This is a genomic window from uncultured Streptococcus sp., assembly GCF_963521865.1.
GTDB lineage: Bacteria > Bacillota > Bacilli > Lactobacillales > Streptococcaceae > Streptococcus.
The window spans coordinates 1-26,283 of record NZ_CAUQWY010000026.1 but is presented as its reverse complement, the minus strand read 5'-3'; the positions used below and the strand labels follow the sequence as shown (position 1 = coordinate 26,283).

24 protein-coding genes and 1 pseudogene are annotated in these 26,283 nt (G+C 41.6%); 8 read left to right on the top strand and 17 right to left on the bottom strand.

Annotated features, from left to right (window positions below; all coding sequences use genetic code 11):
- Positions 1-94: 94 nt before the first annotated feature.
- Together RWO85_RS07505 and RWO85_RS07500 are read right to left on the bottom strand one after the other, a co-directional pair.
- On the bottom strand, positions 95-1,294 hold the full coding sequence (locus tag RWO85_RS07505; RefSeq protein WP_042750167.1) for a phosphoglycerate kinase: 1,200 nt from the start codon (positions 1,292-1,294) through the stop codon (positions 95-97).
- A gap of 340 nt (positions 1,295-1,634) precedes the next feature.
- Positions 1,635-2,369 (bottom strand): hypothetical protein, encoded by a 735-nt coding sequence (locus tag RWO85_RS07500; RefSeq protein ID WP_314415062.1) that lies wholly within the window; start codon positions 2,367-2,369, stop codon positions 1,635-1,637.
- Between the two features lie 260 nt (positions 2,370-2,629).
- Here RWO85_RS07500 and RWO85_RS07495 point away from each other — a divergent pair.
- Positions 2,630-2,824: pseudogene (locus RWO85_RS07495) on the top strand (IS630 family transposase); the annotation flags it as partial.
- Between the two features lie 89 nt (positions 2,825-2,913).
- Entirely contained in the window at positions 2,914-4,545 is a 1,632-nt protein-coding gene (locus RWO85_RS07490; RefSeq protein WP_224218774.1) for a Na/Pi cotransporter family protein, read from the top strand.
- 202 nt (positions 4,546-4,747) lie between these two features.
- Here RWO85_RS07490 and RWO85_RS07485 read toward each other — a convergent pair whose 3' ends face one another.
- Positions 4,748-5,044: a bacteriocin immunity protein gene (locus tag RWO85_RS07485; protein WP_314415061.1), complete on the bottom strand. Its 297-nt coding sequence runs from the start codon at positions 5,042-5,044 to the stop codon at positions 4,748-4,750.
- 21 nt (positions 5,045-5,065) lie between these two features.
- A complete protein-coding gene (pepA, locus tag RWO85_RS07480; protein ID WP_314415060.1) occupies positions 5,066-6,130 on the bottom strand; it encodes a glutamyl aminopeptidase in 1,065 nt (354 codons plus the stop codon).
- Between the two features lie 230 nt (positions 6,131-6,360).
- On the opposite strand from pepA, the gene RWO85_RS07475 reads away from it, so the two are divergent.
- The 5 genes from RWO85_RS07475 to RWO85_RS07455 all read left to right on the top strand — a co-directional run bounded on the left by RWO85_RS07475 (position 6,361) and on the right by RWO85_RS07455 (position 11,595).
- The gene (locus tag RWO85_RS07475; protein ID WP_314415059.1) at positions 6,361-7,320 is read left to right on the top strand and encodes an ABC transporter permease; all 960 of its coding nucleotides are present in this window, start codon (positions 6,361-6,363) and stop codon (positions 7,318-7,320) included.
- Positions 7,310-8,266: an iron chelate uptake ABC transporter family permease subunit gene (locus tag RWO85_RS07470; protein WP_314415058.1), complete on the top strand. Its 957-nt coding sequence runs from the start codon at positions 7,310-7,312 to the stop codon at positions 8,264-8,266. Before RWO85_RS07475 ends, RWO85_RS07470 begins: the two co-directional genes overlap by 11 nt.
- Positions 8,263-9,015 (top strand): ATP-binding cassette domain-containing protein, encoded by a 753-nt coding sequence (locus RWO85_RS07465; RefSeq protein ID WP_314415056.1) that lies wholly within the window; start codon positions 8,263-8,265, stop codon positions 9,013-9,015. Before RWO85_RS07470 ends, RWO85_RS07465 begins: the two co-directional genes overlap by 4 nt.
- Positions 9,016-9,115: 100 nt before the next feature.
- Entirely contained in the window at positions 9,116-10,081 is a 966-nt protein-coding gene (locus RWO85_RS07460) for a siderophore ABC transporter substrate-binding protein (RefSeq protein ID WP_314415055.1), read from the top strand.
- A gap of 257 nt (positions 10,082-10,338) precedes the next feature.
- Positions 10,339-11,595 carry an ISL3 family transposase gene (locus tag RWO85_RS07455; RefSeq protein WP_314415053.1) on the top strand — a complete coding sequence of 419 codons (1,257 nt, stop codon included), beginning with the start codon at positions 10,339-10,341 and terminating at the stop codon, positions 11,593-11,595.
- A 125-nt stretch (positions 11,596-11,720) separates the two neighbouring features.
- Here RWO85_RS07455 and yidD read toward each other — a convergent pair whose 3' ends face one another.
- The 10 genes from yidD to RWO85_RS07405 all read right to left on the bottom strand — a co-directional run bounded on the left by yidD (position 11,721) and on the right by RWO85_RS07405 (position 17,887).
- On the bottom strand, positions 11,721-11,963 hold the full coding sequence (yidD, locus tag RWO85_RS07450; RefSeq protein ID WP_000821624.1) for a membrane protein insertion efficiency factor YidD: 243 nt from the start codon (positions 11,961-11,963) through the stop codon (positions 11,721-11,723).
- The gene (locus RWO85_RS07445; protein WP_001222228.1) at positions 11,963-12,685 is read right to left on the bottom strand and encodes a pseudouridine synthase; all 723 of its coding nucleotides are present in this window, start codon (positions 12,683-12,685) and stop codon (positions 11,963-11,965) included. Before RWO85_RS07445 ends, yidD begins: the two co-directional genes overlap by 1 nt.
- Positions 12,672-13,241 (bottom strand): SMC-Scp complex subunit ScpB, encoded by a 570-nt coding sequence (scpB, locus tag RWO85_RS07440; protein WP_000105298.1) that lies wholly within the window; start codon positions 13,239-13,241, stop codon positions 12,672-12,674. Before scpB ends, RWO85_RS07445 begins: the two co-directional genes overlap by 14 nt.
- A gap of 18 nt (positions 13,242-13,259) precedes the next feature.
- Complete coding sequence (locus RWO85_RS07435; protein ID WP_314415051.1) at positions 13,260-13,988, bottom strand: segregation/condensation protein A; 729 nt, start codon at positions 13,986-13,988, stop codon at positions 13,260-13,262.
- Entirely contained in the window at positions 13,988-14,722 is a 735-nt protein-coding gene (gene xerD, locus RWO85_RS07430; protein WP_314415049.1) for a site-specific tyrosine recombinase XerD, read from the bottom strand. The genes RWO85_RS07435 and xerD overlap by 1 nt, the downstream gene beginning before the upstream one ends.
- A complete protein-coding gene (gene cbpB, locus RWO85_RS07425) occupies positions 14,719-15,180 on the bottom strand; it encodes a cyclic-di-AMP-binding protein CbpB (protein WP_000560710.1) in 462 nt (153 codons plus the stop codon). Before cbpB ends, xerD begins: the two co-directional genes overlap by 4 nt.
- A complete protein-coding gene (locus RWO85_RS07420; protein ID WP_314415048.1) occupies positions 15,177-15,698 on the bottom strand; it encodes a metallophosphoesterase in 522 nt (173 codons plus the stop codon). Before RWO85_RS07420 ends, cbpB begins: the two co-directional genes overlap by 4 nt.
- Positions 15,674-16,645, bottom strand: a complete 972-nt coding sequence (locus RWO85_RS07415; RefSeq protein ID WP_314415046.1) for a nucleoside-triphosphate diphosphatase — start codon at positions 16,643-16,645, stop codon at positions 15,674-15,676. The genes RWO85_RS07420 and RWO85_RS07415 overlap by 25 nt, the downstream gene beginning before the upstream one ends.
- A complete protein-coding gene (gene racE, locus RWO85_RS07410) occupies positions 16,642-17,436 on the bottom strand; it encodes a glutamate racemase (RefSeq protein WP_000370376.1) in 795 nt (264 codons plus the stop codon). The genes RWO85_RS07415 and racE overlap by 4 nt, the downstream gene beginning before the upstream one ends.
- Positions 17,437-17,638: 202 nt before the next feature.
- Positions 17,639-17,887, bottom strand: a complete 249-nt coding sequence (locus RWO85_RS07405; RefSeq protein WP_000364990.1) for a YneF family protein — start codon at positions 17,885-17,887, stop codon at positions 17,639-17,641.
- Between the two features lie 315 nt (positions 17,888-18,202).
- Here RWO85_RS07405 and RWO85_RS07400 point away from each other — a divergent pair, with 315 nt between their 5' ends.
- Complete coding sequence (locus RWO85_RS07400) at positions 18,203-23,095, top strand: glycosyl hydrolase family 95 catalytic domain-containing protein (protein WP_314415044.1); 4,893 nt, start codon at positions 18,203-18,205, stop codon at positions 23,093-23,095.
- 320 nt (positions 23,096-23,415) lie between these two features.
- Here RWO85_RS07400 and RWO85_RS07395 read toward each other — a convergent pair whose 3' ends face one another.
- The 3 genes from RWO85_RS07395 to RWO85_RS07385 are packed head-to-tail and all read right to left on the bottom strand — an operon-like array spanning position 23,416 to position 26,114.
- A complete protein-coding gene (locus RWO85_RS07395; protein ID WP_314415042.1) occupies positions 23,416-24,219 on the bottom strand; it encodes an ATP-binding cassette domain-containing protein in 804 nt (267 codons plus the stop codon).
- Positions 24,220-24,231: 12 nt separating this feature from the next.
- Positions 24,232-25,125: an ABC transporter permease gene (locus RWO85_RS07390; protein ID WP_001012086.1), complete on the bottom strand. Its 894-nt coding sequence runs from the start codon at positions 25,123-25,125 to the stop codon at positions 24,232-24,234.
- Between the two features lie 11 nt (positions 25,126-25,136).
- A complete protein-coding gene (locus RWO85_RS07385; RefSeq protein WP_314415039.1) occupies positions 25,137-26,114 on the bottom strand; it encodes an ABC transporter substrate-binding protein in 978 nt (325 codons plus the stop codon).
- Positions 26,115-26,283 lie beyond the last annotated feature (169 nt).

The following is a 26,283-nucleotide window of genomic DNA, read 5'->3' as shown; positions in this document are numbered from 1 at the left end:
TTTTATGAGCAATAGTTGAGAGGAAGCGTTTTTATTTTAAGCAAAAGAAAAGAGGGACCTTCATCCCTCTCTTCTTTGATTCATTTATGAAATCTTATTTTTCTGTCAAGGCTGCAAGCCCTGGAAGAACTTTACCTTCAAGAAGCTCCATTGATGCGCCTCCGCCCGTACTAATCCATGAGAACTTATCTGCACGGCCAAGGTTAATCGCTGCGGCAGCTGAGTCACCACCACCGATGATTGATTTAACGCCTGGTTGTTTCACGATAGCGTCCATCACACCGATTGTACCAGCTTGGAAGTCAGGGTTTTCAAATACACCCATAGGTCCGTTCCATACAACTGTTTTCGCACCAGTCAAAGCTTCGTCAAATTTAGCGATAGATTTTGGACCGATGTCAAGACCAAGGAAGCCTTCAGAAACCGCTTCACCTTCAGTGTCACGCACTTCAGTGTAACCAGCAAATGCGTTAGCTTCTTTAGAATCAACTGGCAAGATCAATTTACCGTTTGCTTTTTCAAGAAGAGCTTTCGCAACATCCAATTTGTCTTCTTCTACAAGTGAGTTACCGATTTCGATACCTTGTGCTTTGTAGAATGTGTAAGTCATACCACCACCGATAAGAACTTTATCAGCTTTTTCAAGCAAGTTTTCGATAACACCGATCTTGTCTGAAACTTTTGAACCACCAAGGATAGCTACGAATGGACGTTCTGGAGCTTCAACTGCTTCTTGGATGTAGGCAATTTCGTTTTCAAGAAGGAAACCAGCAACTGCTTTTTCAACGTTTGCTGAGATACCAACGTTAGATGCGTGTGCACGGTGAGCTGTACCAAATGCATCGTTTACGAAGATACCATCTCCAAGTGATGCCCAGTATTTACCAAGTTCAGGATCGTTTTTAGATTCTTTCTTGCCGTCAACATCTTCGTAACGAGTGTTTTCAACCAAGAGAACTTGTCCATCTTCAAGAGCGTTGATAGCTGCTTCCAATTCAGCACCACGAGTGACACCTGGAAGGAAAGCAACGTCTTGACCCAATTTAGCTGCCAAATCAGCAGCTACAGGAGCAAGTGATTTACCAGCTTTGTCTGCTTCTTCTTTTACACGGCCAAGGTGAGAGAAGAGGATAGCACGTCCACCTTGTTCAAGGATGTACTTGATAGTTGGAAGAGCTGCAGTGATACGGTTGTCGTTGGTAATCACGCCATCTTTTACAGGTACGTTGAAGTCAACACGAACGAGAACTTTTTTCCCTTTCAATTCAACGTCTTTAACAGTCAATTTTGCCATTAGATATGACTCCTTCTTTTTTTATACGTGTTAATTATATCACAAAATAAGCAAAAGAGATAGAAAAACCCTAAACTTTTCTAGTTCTTTCTTACTCTTTATTTCTGTAAAAATTGATTCATCTATAGGCTTTATTTTAACAAACTTTATTTAGATTCCTAAAAATAGTAGAAAAAAGAGAGACTATGGTAACATTTAGAATTGTAAAATTTACTTAATCAAACTTAGTATCTAATTTTAAAAATATTGTTTTAGCGTTACAAAAGACCGGCTTTCAATTAATTTTCAGATTACTTTATTTTGTATGTTAAAAGAGTCGGTTCCTTTCAAATTATCTTACCTAATATTCCTTACTCTCCCACTTTTTTCTCTTCCACCTCTCACATCTCCACTTCTTACTCTCCCACTTCTGACTATTACTCCTTAATTTAAAAAGATCAGTTCCTTTCAATTCCATCTTCTTGTTGGCAAGTATAAAATTCTCAATACACTCTACTTGTTTATCTGTAATTTTTGTACACCTGAACCCACCCCCACCACGTGGTGAATGATTAAACATATCAAGGATACAATTTTTGTTTATTTCTATTAATTTTTTATTTTCAGTTTGTGGTTGGTAACTCTCCTTTGAAGCAACTATAGTATATCGTCTCTTTGGTCTACTACTTGCTTTAGGATGATCATTTTTTGCCCACTGATAATGATCTTCATAAGAAAATTGATCATATTTTACTGTTGAAAGTTTAACATCATTATAGTGTTCAAAAGGGTTATCCGCTACTTTTTCCACTTTATCACTGTCACTTTTTTCCCAATAGATTATCTCATCTACAATAAATACTAAGTCAACAAACCACTTATCATCTGATGGAGTTCCTTGTCTGGTAAACCAAAATAACGTATCTCCCTTTTTAAGTTGAGATGCTTTGATTTGATTGGTTTTACAAAATGTATTCAAAAATCTTTCGCTCCAAACATATGGATCTTGATTCCCTTTAAAATTATCACAGTATACACTAGTATCATCAATTTTTACTTCAATTCTATTTTGATGTAACATAATATAATTTGCCATAATATGCATTCTCCTATGTCATGTTCTATTTTAAGAGAAAAAAATCTCTGTAATTCGTAAATAAAATCATAAAAATGTTATTATATTCAAATGGCGTCCTAGATAGATTATATAATTTACATTATTAATCGTCAATAAATCTTGTGATAAAGTTTTATTAGAATTAATGAATTCAAAGTCTTTCATAACTTTTTCTAAAGCAAGAAAGATACTATTAATACTAGATTAAAATCAAAAAAAAACATCTTATAATAGTAGTTATGAAACTTACAAATGAAGAAATACAAAAAATTGAAAAACTCCTAAGAGATTCATCGTACGCCAAATATCACAAACGTCTACAGATTATTTATTTCCGCTCAAAAGAAAAGAGTTATAAGAAAATCATGAATCTGCTAGATTGCAATAAAACAACTGTTTGGAGGAATTTTAAAAAATGCCAAATTTTCTTTCTAAAATTTTAGCTTAACACTTGTTAGATTTACTTTTATCCTTTAAAATAGAATAGGAGAAATTCCGTTATTATTTTTCGGAGGAAAAAGAAATGTCCATTAATTGGCAGGAAATTTTATTTCACTTTTTAGGTGGTCTGGGACTATTCTTATATAGTATCAAGACCATGGGAGACGGTTTGCAACAAGCTGCTGGAGATCGCCTTCGTTTTTACATTGACAAGTACACCAGCAATCCATTTTTAGGTGTTCTAGTCGGGATTGTCGTGACTGCCCTGATTCAGTCAAGTACAGGGGTTACAGTTATCACGGTTGGACTGGTCAGCGCTAGTCTTCTCACTCTTAGACAGGCTATCGGAATTATCATGGGAGCCAACATCGGAACCACAGTTACTTCCTTTATCATTGGTTTCAAGCTTGGTGAGTATGCTTTACCCCTGATTTTCCTTGGAACCATGTTCCTATTCTTTACAAAAAACAGAACAGCAAACAATATCGGGCGCATCCTGTTTGGTGTAGGGGGAATCTTCTACGCCCTCAACCTCATCAGTGCTGGTATGAGTCCTCTTAAAGATTTACCACAATTCAAGGAGTATATGGTAACCTTGGGACAAAATCCTATTTTAGGAGTTTTTGCTGGTGCAGTGATTACCGTTCTCATCCAGGCTTCTTCTGCGACAATCGGGATTTTGCAGGGTCTCTATGCAGGTGGATTCCTTGACCTTAAAGGTTCGCTACCTGTTCTCTTCGGGGATAATATCGGGACAACCCTAACCGTTATCATCGCGGCAGCTGGAGCCAATGTCTCTGCGAAACGCGTTGCTGCAACCCACGTCACCTTTAACGTATTAGGAACTATCCTTTGCTTAATCTTATTAGGTCCATTTACATCTATGATTGAGTACTTCCAAGCACTCCTTCACCTCTCACCTGAGATGACCATCGCCTTCTCGCACGGTGCCTTTAACGTAAGTAACACCATTGTACAATTTCCATTCATCGGAGCCTTGGCCTACTTTGTAACTAAGCTCATCCCTGGTGAAGATGAAGTTGTCAAGTACGAGCCACTTTATCTTGATGAGCATTTGATTAAACAAGCTCCATCAATCGCTCTCGGAAATGCCAAAAAAGAACTCCTTCACTTGGGAAATTATGCTTCTAAAGCCTTTGACCTTTCATACAACTACATCATTGACCTTAATGAAAAGGTTGCTGAAAAAGGCCACAAGACGGAAGAAGCCATCAATACCATTGATGAAAAATTGACTCGTTACCTGATTACTCTTTCAAGTGAAGCCCTTAGCCAGAAAGAAAGTGAAGTTCTCACAAACATCCTGGATTCATCCCGTGATTTGGAACGGATTGGGGATCACGCAGAAGCCCTAATCAATCTGACCGACTACCTTCAACGTAAAAACGTTGAGTTCTCTGAAGCTGCTTTGCAAGAACTAGCTGATATCTATCAAAAAACCACTGGCTTTATCAAGGATGCCCTTGACAGCGTGGAAAACAATGATATTGAAAAAGCTCAAAGTCTGATTGAACGCCATAAAGAAATCAACAATATGGAACGTGTTCTCAGAAAGACTCACATCAAACGCCTCAACAAGGGCGAGTGTTCAACGCAAGCTGGGGTCAACTTTATCGATATTGTTTCCCACTATACTCGTGTATCAGACCATGCTATGAATCTAGCTGAAAAGGTCATCGCTGAACAAATCTAAGAACTAAGAAGCTATCCTAATACTCAATGAAAATCAAAGAGCAAACTAGGAAACTAGCCACAGGCTGTACTTGAGTACGGCAAGGCGACGTTGACGTGGTTTGAAGAGATTTTCGACGAGTATAAATGGGATGGCTTTTTTCTTTTCCTAACCAAGAATTGCTTTTCTAACATATAGAAAAATGCTTTGATCCACAATGGAATCAAAGCATTTTAAAGATCTCCCCATACATAATCGCAGAAGCTGCGGTTCCTCGGTACTTGGCTTCTTCTCTTTTGATAAAGCGAGCTAAGTTGAGCAACTCAGGTGCCGGATGTTTGGGATTTAGGAGCAATTCACGATTGACCAGACCTGAGAGACGAACTGCCAGCAATTGCTCATTTGTAGTAGGCAGTTTTTTAGCAGTCTCTAGGAGAGCAGCAACTAAATCTTCACTCAAATCATGTCGAGCATGATTGTAAAGATCTTTTATAAGGCTTTCTAGGTTTGGTTCTACCATCCCTACCACCTCCCTTATGGTTTAATAATTTTTAATCAAATCAACCGTTGAACGATCCAATTTCTTCACCAAGGCTTGTAAGAAAGCTTGAGCTTCTAGGAAGTCATCCATAGCGTAGAGGGTTTGGTGAGAATGGATATAACGAGCGCAAACACCGATAGTTGTAGATGGGACACCACCATTTTTCAGATGAGCTGCGCCAGCGTCTGTTCCGCCTTTACCACAGTAGTATTGGTACTTGATTCCAGCTTCTTCAGCCGTTGTCAAAAGGAAATCCTTCATCCCTGGGAGAAGCAAGTGACCTGGATCGTAGAAGCGAATCAAGGTTCCATCCCCAATCTTGCCTTGGCCACCATAAACATCACCCGCTGGTGAGCAATCAACTGCTAGGAAGACTTCTGGGTCAAACTTAGTTGTAGAAGTATGAGCACCACGGAGACCAACCTCTTCTTGGACGTTAGAGCCAAGATAAAGTTCATTTCCGAGTTTTTGGTCTGAAAGAGCTTCTGCTAGCTCACTCACCATAAGAACCCCGTAGCGGTTGTCCCAAGCTTTTGAGATGATATTTTTTTCATTAGCTGTCAAGATAGCACTACTATCAGGTACAATCGTGTCACCAGGACGGATACCAAAGCTTTCTGCTTCAGCCTTATCCGCAAAACCACCATCAAAAATGATATCTGCAATAGCAGGCATGCTTGGTCCACCTGTTCCACGTGTCAAATGTGGCGGAACAGAACCCGAAATCACAGGAATTTCACGACCGTCACGAGTTAAGAGTTTAAAACGTTGGCTGCTGACTACCATCGGGTTCCAGCCACCGATTTCTACGACACGGAAGGTACCATCTGGCTTGATTTCGCTGACCATAAAACCAACTTCATCCATATGAGAAGCGACCAAGACGCGTGGTGCATCTGCAGTTTCTGAATGTTTAATTCCGAAAATACCACCCAAGCCATCTGTCACCACTTCATCCACGTGCGGTGTCAACTTTTCACGAAGATAAGCACGGACAGGTGCTTCATGACCTGAGATCGCAGCAAGTTCTGTTACTTCTTTGATTTTTGAAAATAATGTTGTCATTTCAGTTCCTTCTTTCTTTCATCCATTTTACCACTTTTTATAGGATAAGGATAGCGGGAAGGTGGATAGATTTTTACTCTCTTTTCCTATAAAAAAGAGAGACAGATGTTCTTTCAGGAATTTTTTTATACATTAAATTTTCAGAAAATTTATTGACAGATTAAAAATTTCGTGTTACATTTATATCTGAAGGTATCTTTCGATACCAAATCTACATGAAAGGACTGGGTATGAAACTTTCTCATTATTTAATTGGCTTACTTCTACTCCTAGTCTTTCTCTCCATTAGCATTGGAACCAGTGATTTTTCATGGGGAAAGCTCTTTGCTTTCGACCAGCAGACCTGGCTTCTCTTTCAAGAGTCCCGTCTTCCAAGGACGATTAGCATTCTCCTGGCTGCATCTAGCATGAGTATGGCAGGACTTCTCATGCAGACTATTACCCAAAATCAGTTTGCTGCACCGAGTACAGTTGGGACTACTGAAGCCGCCAAACTGGGAATGGTACTGAGCCTCTTTGTCTTTCCGTCTGCTAGTCTGACCCAAAAGATGCTCTTTGCTTTTGTTTCATCCATCGTATTTACCCTCTTCTTCCTAGCCTTTATGACCATTTTTACTATAAAGGAAAGATGGATGTTGCCTCTGATTGGGATCATCTATAGTGGAATTATCGGTTCTGTGACAGAAGTTATCGCCTACCGTTTCAATCTGGTTCAGAGTATGACCGCCTGGACCCAGGGCTCCTTCTCCATGATTCAGACCCATCAGTATGAGTGGCTCTTCTTAGGGCTCATTATCCTGATAGCCGTTTGGAAATTATCCCAAACCTTTACCATCATGAATTTAGGGAAAGAAACCAGTGAAAGTTTGGGAATTTCCTACTCCTTACTTGAAAAACTGGCCCTCTTTCTGGTGGCGCTAACGACTAGTGTTACCATGATTACTGTGGGTGGCTTGCCATTTCTCGGGGTCATCGTTCCCAATCTTGTTCGCAAGCACTATGGAGATAATCTAAGTCAGACCAAACTCATCGTCGCACTGGTCGGAGCCAATCTGGTTCTGGCCTGCGATATCCTCTCTCGAGTCTTGATTCGGCCCTATGAGCTGTCTGTCAGTCTCTTGCTAGGAATCATCGGTAGCCTTATCTTTATCCTACTTCTCTGGAGAGGGGGACGAAAAGATGCAGTTTAAAAGCAAACATACCAAACTCTTCTGGCTTCTCATTATTCTGGCCATTGGAGCTTGGCTCCTCTACTTTTGGCCCATTACTCACCTGTCAGCCTTTGCTTGGAAGTTGCGTTCTCAAAAGATAGTTGTTTATCTCTTGGTAGCCATCGCGACAGGGATTTCAACTATTAGTTTTCAAACCCTAACAGAAAATCGCTTCCTAACACCTAGTATTTTAGGAATCCAATCCTTCTACGTCCTACTGCAAACTCTACTACTGGTTTTTGAAAGCAAGCTTCTTCAGCTTGGTAAGTCTCCTATTTTAGAATTCCTAATCTTACTTCTCGTCCAATCCCTCTTCTTTCTCGCCTTACAAGGCTACTTGAAGACACTGATGAAGCAAGACCTGGTCTTCATCCTGCTGATCTGTCTAGCCCTGGGAAGTCTCTTTCGAAATATCAGTACCTTCCTTCAGGTCCTGATGGATCCAAATGAATACGATAAACTGCAGAACAGTCTCTTTGCCTCCTTTCAGCATCTCAACACTTCCATCCTAGCCATTGGTTCTCTGATTATCCTTGCTTTGACCATCTTTTTCTTTCGGAAAGCAGTCATTCTGGATGTCTTGCATCTGCAAAGAGAAACGGCTCAGATATTGGGACTCGATGTTGAAAAAGAACAGAGAGAACTCCTCTGGGGCATCGTGCTTTTGACTTCAACGGCCACTGCCTTGGTAGGGCCTATGGCCTTCTTTGGCTTTATGCTGGCCAACCTCACCTACCTGATCGTCAAAGATTATCGGCACAAGTTGCTCTTTATCGTGGCCATTCTGGTTGGATTTATCAGTTTGACCTTGGGGCAAGCCCTGATTGAACGAGTATTTGCTCTGGAAATTCGCATCAGTATGATCATCGAGAGTGTGGGTGGCTTCTTATTCTTTATCTTACTTTATAGGAGGGCGCGTCGGTGAAACTGGAAAACATTGACAAATCCATTCAAAAACAGGATATTTTGCAAGGTATTACGCTTGAAGTCAGTCCTCAGAAACTGACAGCCTTCATTGGTCCAAATGGTGCTGGAAAATCGACTCTCCTCTCCATCATGAGCAGACTGACCAAGAAGGATCAGGGAATTCTCAGTATCAAAGGTCGTGAAATCGAAAGCTGGAATTCACAAGAACTGGCCCAGGAGCTCACCATCCTAAAGCAGAAAATCAATTACCAGGCTAAATTAACCGTTGAAGAACTGGTCAGTTTTGGACGTTTTCCCTACAGCCGTGGTCGACTAAAGGCAGAAGACTGGGAAAAAATCCGAGAAACTCTGGACTATCTGGAACTGACAGACTTAAAAGACCGCTACATCGATAGCCTGTCTGGGGGACAGCTCCAGCGGGTCTTTATCGCTATGGTACTGGCCCAGGATACGGACTTTATCTTACTAGACGAACCGCTCAACAATCTTGATATCAAGCAAAGCGTTAGCATGATGCAGATTCTTCGGAGACTGGTGGAAGAACTCGGAAAGACCATTATCATCGTCCTCCACGATATCAACATGGCCAGTCAATATGCGGATGAAATTGTTGCCTTCAAGGACGGTCAAGTCTTTAGCAAGGGAACAACCGATCAAATCATGCAGGCTGACCTGCTCAGTCAACTCTATGAGATTCCCATCACGCTGGCGGATATCAATGGCAAAAAGATCTGTATCTATAGCTAGTAACATAGAAACTCGAGTTAGAGAACCCTCAGTCTCTTAGCTAACAAGCCTATCAAAGAGACTACCTAAATCGTTATCACATTTTAAAAAAGGAGAAATCATGAAAACATCCCTTAAATTTTATCTCACTGCCCTAGTGGCCAGCTTCTTACTCTTACTTGGTGCATGTAGTACCAACTCAAGCACTAGTCAGTCGGAAACAAGCAACTCTGCTCCAACAGAGATAACCATTAAAAGTTCATTAGACGAAGTCAAACTTTCAAAAGTTCCTGAAAAGATTGTGACCTTTGACCTTGGTGCTGCGGATACTATTCGTGCTCTAGGATTTGAAAAAAATATCGTTGGAATGCCTACAAAAACAGTACCAACCTATCTCAAAGACCTAGCTGGAAAAGTTAAAAATGTTGGTTCTATGAAAGAACCTGATTTAGAAACTATCGCCGCCCTTGAGCCTGATTTGATTATTGCTTCCATACGTACACAAAAATTCGTAGACAAATTCAAAGAAATCGCCCCAACCGTTCTCTTCCAAGCAAGTAAGGACGACTACTGGACTTCTACCAAGGCTAATATCGAATCCTTAGCAAGCGCCTTTGGTGAAACTGGTACACAGAAAGCCAAGGAAGAATTAGTCAAGCTAGACAAGAGCATCCAAGAAGTAGCTACTAAAAATGGAAGCTCTAACAAAAAAGCCCTTGCCATCCTCCTCAATGAAGGAAAAATGGCTGCCTTTGGTGCCCAATCTCGTTTTTCTTTCTTGTATCAAACCTTGAAATTCAAGTCAACTGATACTCAATTTGAAGATTCTCGCCACGGACAAGAAGTCAGCTTTGAAAGTGTCAAAGAAATCAATCCTGACATCCTCTTTGTTATCAACCGTACCCTTGCCATCGGTGGTGACAACTCAAGCAACGATGGCGTCCTAGAAAATGCCCTTATCGCTGAAACACCTGCCGCTAAAAATGGCAAGATCATCCAACTAACACCAGACCTCTGGTATCTAAGTGGAGGCGGTCTTGAATCAACAAAACTCATGATTGAAGACGCACAAAAAGGCTTGAAATAAACAACTTCAAACTCATACTCTTCGAAAATCTCTTCAAACCACGTCAACGTCGCCTTGCCGTACTCAAGTACAGCCTGCGGCTAGTTTCCTAGTTTGCTCTTTGATTTTCATTGAGTATCAACTAACATCTTTAGGCTCTATAATATTTGTAGTGGGTAAATCCCCTATGGATATTATGGAGCCTATTTTGTTGTAGAAAAAAAGTCCCATAAGATCTATAATGAAAAGCGACCAAACAACTCATTAGAAAGATTCATATGGAACAATTACATTTTATCACAAAACTACTCGATATCAAAGACCCTAATATCCAAATTATAGATGTCATTAATAGAGATACACACAAGGAAATCATCGCTAAACTGGATTATGAGGCTCCATCTTGTCCTGATTGCGGAAGTCAAATGAAGAAATATGACTTTCAAAAACCTTCTAAAATTCCTTACCTCGAAACAACTGGTATGCCTACTAGAATCCTCCTTAGAAAACGTCGATTCAAGTGCTATCATTGCTCTAAAATGATGGTCGCTGAGACTTCTCTCGTCAAGAAGAATCACCAAATCCCTCGTATCATCAACCAAAAGATTGCCCAGAAGCTAATTGAAAAGACTTCTATGACCGATATTGCTCATCAGCTGGCCATTTCAACTTCAACTGTCATTCGCAAGCTCAATGACTTTCGTTTTAAGCATGATTTTTCTCGTCTTCCTAAGATTATGTCCTGGGACGAATATACCTTTACAAAAGGAAAGATGAGTTTCATTGCGCAAGATTTTGACAATCTCAATATCATCACTGTTCTTGAAGGTAGAACACAAGCTATCATAAGAAATCATTTTCTGCGCTACAATCGCGCTGTTCGTTGTCAGGTAAAAATCATTACTATGGATATGTTTAGCCCTTACTATGACTTGGCTAAACAGCTTTTTCCGTGTGCTAAAATCGTTCTTGAACGCTTTCACATTGTTCAACACTTAAGTCGTGCTATGAGTCGTATCCGTGTCCAAATTATGAATCAGTTTGAGCGAAAATCCCATGAATACAAGGCTATCAAGCGCTACTGGAAGCTCATTCAACAGGATAGTCGTAAACTCAGCGATAAACGTTTTTATCGCCCTACTTTTCGCATGCACTTAACCAATAAAGAGATTCTAGACAAGCTTTTAAGCTATTCAGAAAACTTGAAACACCACTATCATCTCTATCAACTCTTGATTTTTCACTTTCAGAATAAGGAACCAGAGAAATTTTTCGGACTCATTGAGGACAATCTTAAGCTGGTTCATCCTCTTTTTCAGACTGTCTTTAAAACCTTCCTGAAGGATAAAGAAAAGATTGTCAACGCCCTTCAACTACACTATTCTAACGCCAAATTAGAAGCAACCAATAATCTCATCAAACTTATCAAACGCAATGCCTTTGGTTTTCGGAACTTTGAAAATTTCAAAAAACGGATTTTTATCGCTCTGAATATCAAAAAAGAAAGGACGAAATTTGTCCTTTCTAGAGCTTAGCTTTTCTTCAACCCACTACAGTTGACAAAGAGCCCATCTTTACATGATAAAACGCATCCTATCAAATTCACTCAAATCTGATAGGATGCGTTTTTATCATTTCACTAAAATATTTTTACCTAGCCTCATTTTTCTTCTTGATTCCGTTTGAGTGAAAAGTGGTCTGGGACGGGGTCCTTACCTGTTTTCGACCAGGGATGGCAACGTAAAATCCGAGCCAAGCCCATCAAAACACCCTTGAAGCCATGTTTTTCAATAGCCTGAATCATATAGTTTGAGCAGGTAGGCTCAAAACGACAAGAGGGTGGAAAGGCTGGTGAGATAAACCGTTGGTAAAAGCGCACAGGCGCTATTAAGATTCGTTTCATTATTTCTTAGTTACAGCCATGGTATGTAGTTGGCTGATTTCTTTTTTGTTAAGACGACGGGATTCTCCTGGACGGAGTCCTGTCAAGTCTAGATGTCCAAAACGGGTCCGTGACAACTTGTCCACTTGGAGACCGACAGCTTCAAACATCTTTTTAACCTGATGATTACGCCCTTCATGGATGGTCAACTGCACCACAGAACGGTTTTTGACTGGATCCACTTTGAGAATCTCATAGACAGCCGGCTTGGTTTTCTTGCCATCAATCTCAAGTCCACGGGTCAAGGGGCGGAGATTATCCTTATTGGCCACACCTTTAACACGCGCAACATAAACCTTATCAATCTCATTACGAGGGTGAATCATCTCATCCGTAAAATCCCCATCATTGGTCAAAATCAAGACTCCTGATGTATCCCAGTCCAAACGACCTACAGGGTAGATGCGCTCTTTCACGTTGGGCAAGAGGTCGACAACCGTCTTGCGGCCCTTGTCATCTGTCACGCTGGAAATGACACCGCGTGGTTTGTTAAGCAGATAATAGACCTTTTCTTCATTGTAGATAGGCTGACCTTCAACTTCTACCTTGTCGCCTGACTTGATGGTGGTTGCTAGTTCACGTACCACTTGGCCGTTAACCGTCACCAAGCCTTGCTTGATCAACTCTTCTGCTTTTCTCCTACTGGCCACACCTGCGTGGGCAATATACTTATTGATTCTCATCTTCTTCTATCCTTTCACCAAATAATTGGCTTTCTTGGGCTTGAATCTCAAGCTCATCAATCACTGGTAATTCTTCCAAATGATTTATCCCCATGTAATCTAGGAAATAATCCGTTGTAACATAGAGGTTGGGGCGCCCCAACACTTCTTTTTTCCCGTCTTCTCGTATCAGGTCAAAAGCCTGCAACTTTGCCAAGGCCCCACTCGAGTTGACCCCACGGATAGCATCAATTTCTATCCGTGTGATGGGCTGTTTGTAGGCAATGATGGACAAGGTCTCAAGGGCAGCCCGAGATAAACTTTGGTTGATAGGTGCCTTAGAGTATTCCTTCAAAATCTCTGCAAATTGAGGCTTGGTCACCAATCTATAAGCGCCCCCTGTCTCAATCAGAGCCAAACTGGAATCTGGGGCCTTTTCATACTTCTGAGCTAATTTTTCTAAACTCTGTTGGATGCCTGTCGGTGGCAGAGAGAGGAGTTCAGCTAACTGGCGGACTCTAATCCCATCTTCACCCGCTACAAACAAGAGCGCTTCTATTTTTGCTAAAGTACTCATCTTTCCTCTCTATCAAGTCTAGCTTTGGACCACTTGACTTTCTTCCTTCTTTTCCATGAGATAGATATCTCCGAAACTTTCCTCTTGCACGAGGAGCAGCTCCTGGGTTTTGATTAACTCTAAGGTCGCCAAAAAGAGGGTAATGACCTCTTGGACATTCTGGGCTTCCTTGAACAAATCTTGCAAGCGCAATTGATCTCGTCCAGTCAAGGACTCTTTCACGATAACCATCATGTCCTCAATCTTATACTCATCCCGCAAGATAGTCGTGTGATTCTGTGCAAACTCCTCTTTTTTCTTGGCTAGGATATTTGAAAAAGCCAAAAAAAGGTCAATGGTCGTCTTGTCATGCACAAGCTCCGCATCTTCGTAAATCAACTCAGTCGGCGCTTTGGAATAATACTGAGCCCGTTCTTGGTGCTTGGCTTCTAGGTGTTCCCCCAAGAGCTTAAACTTGCGATATTCTTCGATTTGAGAGAGAAGATCCTGCTCTAGATCGTCCTCCAAGTCGGTCACTTCTGCTACCTTTGGAAGGAGTTTGCGACTCTTAATCAGCATGAGCTGACTGGCCATAACCATGTACTCACCCGTCACTTCCAGACGCATGGCCTGCAGAGTTGAGACATAGGCTAGATACTGCTCAATGACTTCCGTAATGGGCACATCATAGATATCCATCTGATACTTAGAAACCAGGTGCAAGAGCAAGTCCAGAGGCCCTTCAAAATCTTTTAGTTTAATATCCATTATCTATATTTTTCTAAGGTCAGGACCGTTTTTAATCCTAATTTTTTTGCAATTTCGTACAAATCGACCTTCTTTTCTACCTGTCTTAGAATGAACTGTTCCCGCAAGGCTTGGGCCGATAAGGCTGGAAAACCTTTCTCCTTGACAAAGGACTCCAGCTGACGAAAGGCCCACTGACGGGAATAGGCTTTCCCTCCCCTTTCAAAGAGGTAGGTCTGTCCCATCAAGGGTTCTAATTCTGAAAGCAAGGTCATGGGAATGGTGACAATCCTCTGTTGGGAAGACTTCTTAATTCGCAACACCTGAAAATCCAGATTGATATCCTCAACCTTGAGAGCCAAAATCTCACTCGGCAAGAGCCCCATTTCCAAGATAAGTAGAGCCAGTAAACGCCCCTCTGGAACGTCGCTTTCCTGCCAAAAAGAGTCTAGGTCTAACAGTTCTGGCTTCTCGGTCTTCTTTTCAGCTTGTTTAGCTAATTCCAGACGGTAAAAGCTGTCCACTTCTCCTTTTTGATAGAGAAAGTAGAGAAATTGGTTACAGGCCGAAATCTTTCGCTTCTGGGCGCTGATTTTTAGATTGGCTAGCTGGGCCTGGTAAATCTTGAGACTGGTCTCAGAAATCCGATTACCCACAATGTCTAAAAATTTCTCCAGATCATACTTATAGGACTGCTTGGAATTGGCAGACAAGCCCTGCTTTTCCTCTAAAAAGGCTGAAATCCTGTCTCTCATTTGCATCGAATCTCATATTCCTTACTAAAGTCATGCAAGAGGGCATTCACTGCCTTGAGGATAGACTTGCGCGTGATAATTCCTTGGAAAATCCCAGACGCATCCACAACCGGCAAGAAGGACTCATCTACCAACTTGTGCAAGACCTCCGTAATGGTAAAATCAGGCGAAACAACCGCTACGTCCGTTTTGGTCATATGAACAATATCCGTATCCGCCATGATTTCTTGACTCAAGTCATGCTCCATCTGGTAAGCCATAATATCTCTGAGCCCAATCGTCCCAACAAAGTGTTTTTCATCTGTCACAACAGGAACACGAGTATAGGTCATCTGACTGAGCAAGAGGGTCGCGTGATCTGCATTGTGGGTATCAATCAACACAGCTAGATTTTCAGCAGGGGTCAAAAAAGTTTCTTCTTGTCCCAACAAGAAAGTCTCAAACTCCTTGGCAATCATCGGCTAAACTCCTTGGACAAGCTCGGATACACCTCATGGTCTCGTGTCAAAAAGTCCACTTTAAAATAACTATCATCAATCTCCACACGAGCATAGAGACATTCTCTGATGGTCCCACGTGGTTGACTGATGGAACCTGGATTTAGAAAGAGGGTCTTGCCTTCCATCCAAGCGCTTGGCACATGCAAGTGACCATAGAGGCAGATATCAGCCTCTTCCTCCTGAGCCCAGTAGTCCAACTTTTGAAAATTGAAATTAATGTCAAACAAGTGACCATGGGTTTGGATAATCTTGGTCGAACCAAGCTCAGTCACCAAACGTTCTGGGTAACCTGCATAGAAGTCCATGTTCCCTTTAACAACACGGATGCCTTCCCAAAGGGGAGAATCAGGACGCAGTTCAGAATCGCCATTATGAAAAACAGCATCAACTTTGCCTACATAGCGATCACGGATTTCTTCCACAATCAAGCTATCGCCATGGGAATCGCTCATTACAATGATGGTTTGCTTTGCCATGATGGAAATACCTCCAAAAGTTTCTTAACGGCTAAGGCACGGTGAGATTGACTATTTTTTTCTTCAAGGGTTAATTCAGCTGAGGACTTGCCTGTCTCTCCTACAAGGAAGAGAGGGTCATAGCCAAAGCCATTTTCACCCTTAGGTTCAAAGTTAATGTAGCCAGGCCAGTCTGCTTCAACAACCAAGCTTTCCTTGTTTGGACTGGCTACGACTAGGGTTGTATGGAATTGAGCCGAGCGGTCCTTGAGTTCAAAGACCATGGCCAATTCGTGCAAGAGTTTAGCATTGTTTTCACGATCAGTTGCTCCCACACCTGCGAAACGAGCTGACCAGACACCCGGCAAACCGCCCAGGACATCGACTTTCAGTCCAGAGTCATCTGCCAAAACCATCTTGCCCGTTAATTGGGAAATGGTTTCTGCTTTGAGACGGGCATTTTCTTCGAAGGTCATGCCTGTTTCAGCTACTTCAGGCAGGTCAGAATAGTCATTAAGATTTTCCACATCGTAGCCTAACTTATCAAAGATAGCTCGGAATTCCTTGGTCTTGCCTTCGTTTCGAGTCGCAATCAATAAGGTTTCTCTGACCTTGTTTGTCTCAAAGAAAGCTTCTACATCAACACCTTCTTTAGGCAGTTCTACATGCAGGAGTTGCCCATTTTCAACCAAGAGCAAGGCCCCCTGACGTTGGATGACTTCCAGATTTCGTCCCATTTCTTGGTTGAGGATATCTACCACAAAAGACAATAAACGGTAGAGAGAACCATAGCGTAAAACAGTAACAGAAACAGGAAAACCTCGATCCTCATCTCGAAATCTTTGGGCAAACTCCAATAGAGGAAAATCCAAGTCATCATCCGTCAACGTCCGGACGCCACCAAAAATACCATAGGACCCGACATACCAGTCCTGTTCATCCTTATATTCATAAATTTTATTTGTCATAATTCTACATGCTCCACATGAATCTCTTTTTCCAGCCATTCTTCACCAATTTGTGCAAAACTTTGGCTGCTGGCTGTTGTGTAAAAACGGTGATGGAGTGGCCCAGCATCGCGACCACGATTGATTTCAAAATAATTAAGTAAGACTGAGATATCTCGTACGCACTCTGCTCCACTATCGATGAGCTGAACCTTGGGCCCCATGACATTTTGAATAATAGGTCTGAGGAGTGGATAATGGGTACAGCCCAAAATCAGGCTATCCACCTTTCCAACCAAGGGACGCAGGGTTTCATAGACCACTTTCTTGGTGACACTGGTTGACAGGGCACCTGACTCAACCAAGGGAGCAAACTTGGGACAGGCCAAGCTCTCCACCTGTAAGTCCGGATCCAGATCATGGATTTTCTGGCGGTAGATATCTGATTGTACCGTCATAGGCGTTCCAATCACTCCGATTTTCCCACCTTGGCTGGACTTGATAGCTGCCGAAGCTCCTGGCAAAATCACACCTAGGACGGGAATGTCTAGTTGAGCCTTGATTTCTTCCCAGACGACGGCAGTCGCAGTATTACAAGCAATGACAATCATTTTGACATCCTTGGTCAAAAGAAAGTTGACCAACTGCCAAGTATATTCACGAATTTGCTCAGCAGGACGGGGACCATAGGGCGCCCGTGCCGAATCTCCAATATAGACGATTTCTTCATGGGGAAGCTGGCGCATGAGCTCGCGCACAACGGTCAAGCCCCCGACACCCGAATCCAAAAAACCAATTGGTCGATTATCCATACAGTCTTCTTTCTAGTCTTTTTTCTGATTGATAGTTCATTATGATTACCGTTACTTATGAACTGAATAATGACAGCCTCATCAACAACTATCTCTCTTAATCATAATCAAATATCAATAGAATGCAAGGAAAAAGTCTCATCCCTAAACCATAACCAACATAGTGAGAAGTCTGGAACTTTCATCCCAGACTTTTCCTTATTTATTTTTTCTTTTTATTGTTAGCAAGGGCTGCCTTTTGTTGGCGGATGATTTGGTGGTAAACTTGTTGTACCTTGGCTTCGCTTGGTTTTTGACCATTTGCACTCAAAAGAGTACGAACTGCTTCAGCATTCAAACGTGGGTTGTCAGCGAATTCTTTTTCGATTTGCTTACGAACCAAGTACATTCCTCCAAGAGCTCCTCCTAGAAAAGCTAGCACAATCAATACAATTGCTAAAAGTAAATCCATCATTTTTCTCCTGTTTCTTTTTGAGTCTCTTTCATTATACCACAAACTAGCCACCCTGACCAGTTTGTTTTACGCTTTCAAGACGATACCAATACATAGTCACCTTATACACTCGCATCTTTGACTACTTGTTTAACCAGTTTCCAGTCACATTATATAAAACTATAACTTCATATGAAAATCTCTTGCTTTCTCTGTTTTTATTTGTTATATTAAAATGGTACAAATAAAATCGATCCATATCAGACTGTAAATAGGGCATTATATTTTTTTAAGAAAAAATGAAAGCGCTTTTAATTAATGAAGGAGGTTTCTATGGAAAAAATTTGGAGGGAGAAATCCTGTCGCTACAGTATTCGAAAGCTAACAGTCGGCACAGCTTCTGTTTTGCTTGGTGCGGTTTTTCTAGCTAGTCATACCGTCTCTGCTGATACTACTGAAGTAAAGCAAAACGAGGCTACACTGGAGAAAACTACAGCTAAGACAGATACCGTTACGAAAACAACTGAATCAACCGAGCACACACAGCCAAGCGAAGCAATTGACCATTCAAAACCAGTTCTAGCTGATAATAGTGTTTCTGAAACCAAACCTACTGAGGATAATGTTGCCTCTGCTACAACTAATCAAACCAGTACTGAGGCTATTGTAAAACCTAATGAAAATAAGGAAACCGAAAAACAAGAACTACCCGTGACAGAACAAAGCAACTATCAGCTAAACTATGATCGACCAACAGCTCCTTCCTATGATGGCTGGGAAAAACAAGCACTCCCAGTTGGGAATGGTGAGATGGGGGCTAAGGTTTTTGGTCTCATTGGCGAGGAGAGAATCCAATACAACGAAAAAACTCTTTGGTCAGGTGGACCGCGTCCCGACAGTACCGACTATAATGGAGGAAACTATCAAGAACGGTATAAAATTTTAGCAGAAATTCGTAAGGCTCTCGAGGGTGGAGACCGCCAAAAAGCCAAACGATTAGCCGAGCGAAATCTAGTTGGTCCAAACAATTCCCAATATGGACGTTATTTAGCCTTTGGTGATGTATCCATGGTTTTCAATAACCAGAAAAAGGGTCTGGATACGGTAACAGATTATCACCGTGGTTTGGATATCACAGAAGCTACTACAACCACTTCTTACACCCAAGATGGAACGACCTTTAAAAGAGAAACCTTCTCCAGCTATCCTGATGATGTTACAGTTACCCACTTGACCCAAAAAGGGGACAAAAAACTTGATTTTACAGTTTGGAATAGCTTAACAGAAGATTTGCTTGCTAACGGAAACTACTCAGCGGAATATTCTCACTACAAGAGTGGCCATGTTACGACAGACCAAAATGGTATCCTACTAAAAGGTACAGTCAAAGATAATGACCTCCGGTTCGCATCCTATCTAGGAATTAAAACGGACGGAAAGGTTACTGTCCATGAGGATAGTTTAACGGTTACAGGGGCCAGCTACGCTACTCTTTTACTCAGTGCCAAGACCAACTTTGCTCAGAATCCAAAAACCAACTATCGCAAAGACATTGACCTCGAAAAAACAGTTAAAGGAATTGTAGAAGCTGCTAAGGCCAAAGACTACGAGACACTTAAAAAGAGGCATATCAAGGATTATCAAAGTCTCTTTAACCGCGTCAAACTTAACCTAGGTGGAAGCAAGACTGCTCAAACGACAAAAGAGGCTCTTCAGACCTATAACCCTAGCAAAGGTCAAAAATTGGAAGAACTCTTCTTCCAATACGGACGTTATCTACTCATTAGTTCGTCTCGTGATCGGACAGATGCCCTTCCTGCCAACCTACAAGGAGTCTGGAATGCTGTAGACAATCCACCTTGGAACGCTGACTACCACCTCAATGTCAATTTGCAAATGAACTATTGGCCAGCCTACATGAGCAACCTTGCTGAAACAGCCAAGCCAATGATCAATTACATTGATGACATGCGCTATTATGGTCGTATCGCTGCCAAAGAATACGCTGGTATCGAATCCAAAGACGGACAAGAAAATGGTTGGCTAGTCCACACTCAAGCAACACCATTTGGCTGGACAACTCCTGGTTGGAATTACTATTGGGGTTGGTCTCCAGCTGCTAATGCCTGGATGATGCAGAACGTCTATGACTACTATAAATTCACCAAGGATGAAACTTATCTAAAAGAAAAGATTTATCCAATGCTCAAGGAAACAGCTAAGTTCTGGAATTCCTTCTTGCACTATGACCAGGCCAGCGACCGTTGGGTATCTTCTCCATCCTACTCACCAGAACACGGTACCATTACCATTGGAAATACCTTTGACCAATCACTAGTCTGGCAGCTATTTCATGACTACATGGAAGTCGCCAACCATCTGAATGTCGACAAAGACTTAGTCACAGAGGTCAAGGCTAAATTTGACAAACTAAAACCACTTCACATTAACAAAGAGGGACGTATCAAGGAATGGTACGAAGAAGACAGTCCACAATTCACTAATGAAGGCATTGAAAATAACCACCGCCACGTTTCCCATCTGGTAGGTCTCTTCCCAGGTACGCTCTTTAGCAAAGACCAGGCTGAATACTTAGAGGCTGCACGTGCTACCCTCAATCACCGCGGAGATGGTGGTACTGGTTGGTCTAAGGCCAATAAAATCAACCTCTGGGCTCGTCTCTTAGACGGTAACCGTGCTCATCGCTTGCTCGCTGAACAGCTCAAATATTCAACCCTAGAAAACCTTTGGGATACGCACGCACCTTTCCAAATCGATGGAAACTTTGGAGCAACCAGTGGAATTGCAGAAATGCTTCTTCAATCACACACTGGCTACATTGCACCATTGCCAGCCCTTCCAGATGCTTGGAAAGACGGTCAGGTTTCTGGTCTGGTTGCCCGTGGTAACTTTGAAGTCAGCATGAAGTGGAAAGATAAAAACCTGCAAAACCTGTCCTTCCTGGCAAATGTCGGTGGAGACCTAGTTGTAGATTATCCAAATATCGAAGCCAGCCAAATCAAGGTCAATGGCAAATCTGTCAAAGCAACTGTTCTTAAAGATGGCCGCATCCAACTAGCAACGCAAAAAGGTGATGTCATTACCTTTGAACATTTCCCTGGTCGTGTAACCAGTCTGACAGCAGTTAGACAAAATGGCGTCACTGCCGAACTCACCTTCAACCAAGTAGAAGGCGCTACCCACTATGTTATCCAAAGACAAGCAAAAGACGAATCTGGCCAAATCTCTGCAAGCAGAGAATTTGTAACCAATCAAACCCATTTTATCGACCGCTCACTCGATCCTCAACTCGCCTACACTTATACTGTTAAGGCTATGATAGGTAATGTTTCTACACAGGTATCCGAAAAGGCCAATGTCGAAACCTATAACCAATTGATGGATGACCGTGATAGTCGAATCCAATACGGTTCTGCATTTGGAAACTGGGCAGACTCAGAATTATTTGGAGGAACAGAGAAGTTTGCCGACCTTTCACTAGGTAACTATACGGATAAAGATGCGACAGCAACCATTCCTTTCAATGGTGTTGGCATTGAAATCTATGGTCTCAAATCATCTCAATTGGGAATCGCTGAAGTCAAAATCGATGGTAAATCAGTCAGTGAACTGGACTTCTATACTGCAGGTGCAACTGAAAAAGGTAGCCTTATCGGTCGCTTCACAGGATTGTCAGATGGTTCTCATGTGATGACCATCACTGTAAAAAAAGAGCATAAACACCGTGGCAATGAACGTTCCAAAATTTCCTTAGACTACTTTAAAGTTTTACCTGGACAGGGAACAACTATTGAAAAAATGGATGACCGTGACTCTCGCATTCAATACGGATCTCAATTCAAAGATTGGAGCGATACTGAATTATATAAGAGCACAGAAAAATATGCGGATATCAATAACAGTGACCCGAGTACTGCTTCAGAAGCTCAGGCAACCATTCCATTTACTGGAACAGGTATTCGAATTTACGGACTTAAAACATCCGCTCTCGGAAAAGCTCTCGTGACACTAGATGGCAAAGAAATGCCAAGTCTAGACTTCTACACAGCTGGAGATACCCAAAAGGCAACCTTAATTGGAGAATTTACTAATCTGAGCGATGGCAATCATATTTTGACATTAAAAGTTGATCCAAATTCACCAGCAGGACGCAAGAAAATCTCTCTAGACTCCTTTGATATCATCAAAGCCCCTGCTGTTGGTGTAGATAGTCCAAGTATCGCACCGCTTAAGGAAGGGGATAAAAACATCTCTTTAACTCTACCAGCTGGAGACTGGGAAGCAATCGCTGTGACCTTCCCAGGTATCAAAGATCCACTAGTTTTACGTAAGATAGACGATAATCATCTGGTTACGACTGGGGATCAGACTGTCTTATCAATCCAAGATAATCAGATACAAATCCCTATCCCTGACGAAACCAATCGAAAAGTTGGAAATGCGATAGAAGCTTATTCTATCCAGGGAAATACAACAAGCAGTCCTGTAGTAGCTGTCTTTACCAAAAAGGATGAGAATCAGCAACCAACTACAAGCAAGGGAGATGATCCTGCTCCTATTGTAGAAATTCCTGAATACACTAAACCTATCGGCACAGCAGGACTAGAACAAGCGTCTACTGTTTCTGTTCCTGAATATAAACTTCGTGTCTTAAAAGATGAAAGGACTGGAGTTGAAATTATTGGAGGAGCGACTGACTTAGAGGGAATTTCTCATATTTCTAGCAGACGTGTATTAGCTCAAGAACTATTTGGTAAGATATACGATGCTTATGATATTCAATTTAAAAATCCAAACAACCATAATATACAACCACAAAGAGCTGTTTTAGTTAGATTACCAATTACAGCCGATGTAGAAAATGTTTATTACCTAAGTCCAACTAAGGAATTGGAAGCACTTGATTTTACAGTTCGAGAAGGTAGGGCAGAATTTACCACTAGTCACTTTGGTACATATGCGGTAGTCTATCAATCTAGCCATTCTCAAGAAACTACACCAAACAAGACAATTGAAATCCCTTCAGAACCAACTTCACTAAACTTTGAACAGACTTCAACTACCGATAGTCCTACTCAGATGGAAAATACTCATTATAAAGAACAACTTCCAGAAACTGGTGAATCCTCAAATCCACTCCTCTTCTTAGCAGGACTGAGTGTAGTCTTAACATCAATTTTCTTATTAAAAAATAAGATAGATTAGATCTATAAATTTTTAAGAATTACTTGGAGGGCTCATCCTATTCAAGTTCAATTCGAGTATGTTATACACTATTTCATCTACCATTTAACTGATATCTTTTAAGATAATATTCTAAACTACAAACCAGTCCTTTTGTCTTGAGGACTGGTTTTAACAATAGTGAGAACTCCTAGACAGAAACAGATTCTTCCAGATTTCTTTTACCTTGTATCAATTTAAATCAATACTAATGTCATACAGCAATTGACAAGTATCTAGTTAACAATGCTGTGTAAGCCATATTATAAACAGACTGAGACACCACATCTCAGCCTTTTTCTTTATCCCAAAACCAATTCATCACTAACTAGACTTTGGCCACTATTTTTCTGGAAGAGATGCATGAGATCTTCAACCGTCAGATGCTTTTTCTCCTCTCCCTTAACATCAACCACAATCTTTCCTTGATAGAGCATAATGAGACGATTTCCGTACTCGATTGCATGGTTCATATCATGGGTAATCATCAAAGTCGTCAACTGATGGGCTTCCACAATCTTTTGCGTCAAGTCCATCACCATTTGACTCGTTTTCGGGTCAAGTGCCGCAGTATGTTCATCCAGAAGCAAAAGTTTGGGCTTTACCAAGGCTGCCATGACTAGGGTCAAGGCCTGTCTTTGTCCTCCTGAAAGGTATTGAGTATCCACTTTCAAGCGATTTTCAAGACCAATATTCAACTCTTTCAAGGCCTCTTGGAACTGGATTCTATCCTTCTCCTTCACGCCCCAACCAAGCCCTCTCTTTTGCCCACGTCTCAAGGCAATAGCCATATTCTCCTCAATCGTCAAACGAGAAGCCGTTCCCATCTTAGGATCTTGAAAAACGCGGGCAATATCCTTGGCTCTCTTTCGTACACTCAGATTTTTAATAGATTTCCTTTCCAACAAAAGGTCCCCTTCGTCCACAGATAAATTGCCAGCCAAGATATTCATCAAAGTGGATTTCCCTGCGCCATTTCCACCAATCACAGAGATAAAATCTCCCTCTTCAACCTCTAAATCTAATCCTTTGAGGACATTGTTCTCATTGACCGTCCCTGCTTCAAATGTTTTGTGAATATTTTCAAGTGTTAACAAACTTGTCATAACTTTCTCCTCCTATTCATTTCTCAGTTTCAAACCACGAATCTTTAATCTCTTTTGCAATTCCGGCGCAAATAAAACTAAGGCGAGCAAGATTGCATTAAAGAGACGAACCAGATTTTGATCTAGATTTGGAATTTCATAGATATTTAAAATAATCAAACGGTAAACAATAGCACCGATTCCGATGGATAACAAGCGGCCTCCAATGGTCAAGTCGTGTATCAAGACTTCCGCAATAATGACTGCACTCAAACCAACAACAATGGTTCCTGTCCCAGAAGTCACATCTGAAAATCCATCATTTTGGGCAAACAAGGAACCACATAGGGCAATCAAGCCGTTTGAAATCATGTAACCAACAATCTTCATGGTGTCTACATTGACCCCATTAGCCTCACTCATCGGAATATTGTCCCCAGTCGAACGCAAGACCAAGCCAATCTCTGTTTTCATCAAAAGAGTCAAGACCAAACAAACAAGTAAGAGACAGGCCAAACTGAATGAGAAAACAGCTTCTTCAGTTGTCAGCCCCAAGCTCGCCAACTGTTTAAAGACAGTTGAAGAATCTCCCAAGGAAAGATTGGGCACACTTCCCATGATTTTAATATTGATTGAATAAAGCCCTGTCAAGGTCACAATACCTGTCAGGAGAGCAGGAATTTTCATCTTGGTGTGGAGCATTCCTGATACAAGACCTGCTACCATACCTGCCAGCAAAGCAAGTAAAGTCGCAATCCAAGGATTTGTCCCTGCCTGTATCTGTGATACAACGACAGCTGCCCCCAGAGGAAAGGCTCCCTCAGCAGTCATATCCGCAATATCCAAAATACGGAAAGTCAAGTAGACCCCAATCGCCATAATCGACCACAGCAAACCTTCTGATAAACTAGATAATACAAAATTCATCTTAAACCTCCTTATTCCTTGCCTTCTAACTTACTAATATCAATTCCCAATGCATCTGACATTTCTTGATTGGTATGCAATTCCAGTTTTTCAGGCAACTCAACTGCTATATTTTCTGGCTTCTCACCTTTTAAAACACGAATCAGCATGCGAGCTGTCTGTCTTCCCAATTCTTCATAATTGGTTCCGTAGTTATACAAGCCACCAACAGCAATCATTTCTGTTGAACCACCGAATACTGGAACCTTGTGTTTAATAGAAACCTGCTTAACTGTTTCCATGGTTGATGAAATGATATTATCCGTTGGTACAAAAACCATATCCACCTCTGCCATCAAGCTTTCTGCAGCAGCCTTGACGTTGTTACTGTCCAAGATTGTTTTTTCAACAACGGTAAAGCCTTTTTCTTCCAGAAGGCGCTTAGCTTCATCCTTTTGTACAACTGAGTTTGGCTCGCTCTGAGTATAGAGAATTCCAATCGTTTTAGCTTTTGGCAACACTTTCTTTATCAAATTGATTTGGGTTGAAATGGCATCTGATGACTGATCGCTTGTCCCAGTTACATTGCCCCCAGGATGTTCTCGTGACTCAACCAACTTGGCACTGACAGGGTCTGTTACAGCTGAAAAGACAACCGGTGTCGTTTGCGTTGTATTGGCCAGGCTCTGAGCAGAAGGCGTTGCGATGGCTAGAACTACATCACTAGATTCTGCTAATTGCTGGGAAATGGTTTTTAGATTTCGTTGTTCTCCCTGTGCATTTTGCAAATCAATCTCGATATTTTCCCCCTCAACATAGCCTTGTTTAGCCAGTTCATCCACAAAACCTTCTCTAGTAGCGTCTAGGGACTGGTGGGTAATAAACTGCGAAATCCCGATACGAAACACATCTTTTTTCTTATCTGCCTTCAACTGATGCAAACTGATCAGAGAGGTCAAGAGGATCCCCACCACCAAGAGGGGGGCTAGTAATTTTCGAACAACTTTCATAATGAAACTCCTTCTCAGAAAAGATAATACTCAATGAAAATCAAATAGCAAACTAGGAAACTAGTCGCAGGCTGTACTTGAGTACGGCAAGGCGACGTTGACGTGGTTTGAAGAGATTTTCGAAGAGTATAAAACAAAAAACCGCCTAGATAATACCTAAACGGATGCT

What these genes read in the sequence shown, in the direction of transcription:
- yidD (WP_000821624.1), bottom strand. Translation starts at nt 11,963, where the DNA reads ATGAAACGAATCTTAATAGCGCCTGTGCGCTTTTACCAACGGTTTATC.
- RWO85_RS07420 (WP_314415048.1), bottom strand. Translation starts at nt 15,698, where the DNA reads ATGGCAAAGCAAACCATCATTGTAATGAGCGATTCCCATGGCGATAGC.
- RWO85_RS07395 (WP_314415042.1), bottom strand. Translation starts at nt 24,219, where the DNA reads ATGACAAGTTTGTTAACACTTGAAAATATTCACAAAACATTTGAAGCA.
- pepA (WP_314415060.1), bottom strand. Translation starts at nt 6,130, where the DNA reads ATGACAACATTATTTTCAAAAATCAAAGAAGTAACAGAACTTGCTGCG.
- racE (WP_000370376.1), bottom strand. Translation starts at nt 17,436, where the DNA reads ATGGATAATCGACCAATTGGTTTTTTGGATTCGGGTGTCGGGGGCTTG.
- RWO85_RS07505 (WP_042750167.1), bottom strand. Translation starts at nt 1,294, where the DNA reads ATGGCAAAATTGACTGTTAAAGACGTTGAATTGAAAGGGAAAAAAGTT.
- RWO85_RS07405 (WP_000364990.1), bottom strand. Translation starts at nt 17,887, where the DNA reads ATGGATTTACTTTTAGCAATTGTATTGATTGTGCTAGCTTTTCTAGGA.
- RWO85_RS07485 (WP_314415061.1), bottom strand. Translation starts at nt 5,044, where the DNA reads ATGGTAGAACCAAACCTAGAAAGCCTTATAAAAGATCTTTACAATCAT.
- RWO85_RS07435 (WP_314415051.1), bottom strand. Translation starts at nt 13,988, where the DNA reads ATGGATATTAAACTAAAAGATTTTGAAGGGCCTCTGGACTTGCTCTTG.
- RWO85_RS07500 (WP_314415062.1), bottom strand. Translation starts at nt 2,369, where the DNA reads ATGGCAAATTATATTATGTTACATCAAAATAGAATTGAAGTAAAAATT.
- RWO85_RS07470 (WP_314415058.1), top strand. Translation starts at nt 7,310, where the DNA reads ATGCAGTTTAAAAGCAAACATACCAAACTCTTCTGGCTTCTCATTATT.
- scpB (WP_000105298.1), bottom strand. Translation starts at nt 13,241, where the DNA reads ATGAGTACTTTAGCAAAAATAGAAGCGCTCTTGTTTGTAGCGGGTGAA.
- RWO85_RS07445 (WP_001222228.1), bottom strand. Translation starts at nt 12,685, where the DNA reads ATGAGAATCAATAAGTATATTGCCCACGCAGGTGTGGCCAGTAGGAGA.
- RWO85_RS07475 (WP_314415059.1), top strand. Translation starts at nt 6,361, where the DNA reads ATGAAACTTTCTCATTATTTAATTGGCTTACTTCTACTCCTAGTCTTT.
- RWO85_RS07390 (WP_001012086.1), bottom strand. Translation starts at nt 25,125, where the DNA reads ATGAATTTTGTATTATCTAGTTTATCAGAAGGTTTGCTGTGGTCGATT.
- RWO85_RS07490 (WP_224218774.1), top strand. Translation starts at nt 2,914, where the DNA reads ATGTCCATTAATTGGCAGGAAATTTTATTTCACTTTTTAGGTGGTCTG.
- cbpB (WP_000560710.1), bottom strand. Translation starts at nt 15,180, where the DNA reads ATGATTGCCAAGGAGTTTGAGACTTTCTTGTTGGGACAAGAAGAAACT.
- RWO85_RS07400 (WP_314415044.1), top strand. Translation starts at nt 18,203, where the DNA reads ATGGAAAAAATTTGGAGGGAGAAATCCTGTCGCTACAGTATTCGAAAG.
- xerD (WP_314415049.1), bottom strand. Translation starts at nt 14,722, where the DNA reads ATGAGAGACAGGATTTCAGCCTTTTTAGAGGAAAAGCAGGGCTTGTCT.
- RWO85_RS07460 (WP_314415055.1), top strand. Translation starts at nt 9,116, where the DNA reads ATGAAAACATCCCTTAAATTTTATCTCACTGCCCTAGTGGCCAGCTTC.
- RWO85_RS07455 (WP_314415053.1), top strand. Translation starts at nt 10,339, where the DNA reads ATGGAACAATTACATTTTATCACAAAACTACTCGATATCAAAGACCCT.
- RWO85_RS07415 (WP_314415046.1), bottom strand. Translation starts at nt 16,645, where the DNA reads ATGACAAATAAAATTTATGAATATAAGGATGAACAGGACTGGTATGTC.
- RWO85_RS07385 (WP_314415039.1), bottom strand. Translation starts at nt 26,114, where the DNA reads ATGAAAGTTGTTCGAAAATTACTAGCCCCCCTCTTGGTGGTGGGGATC.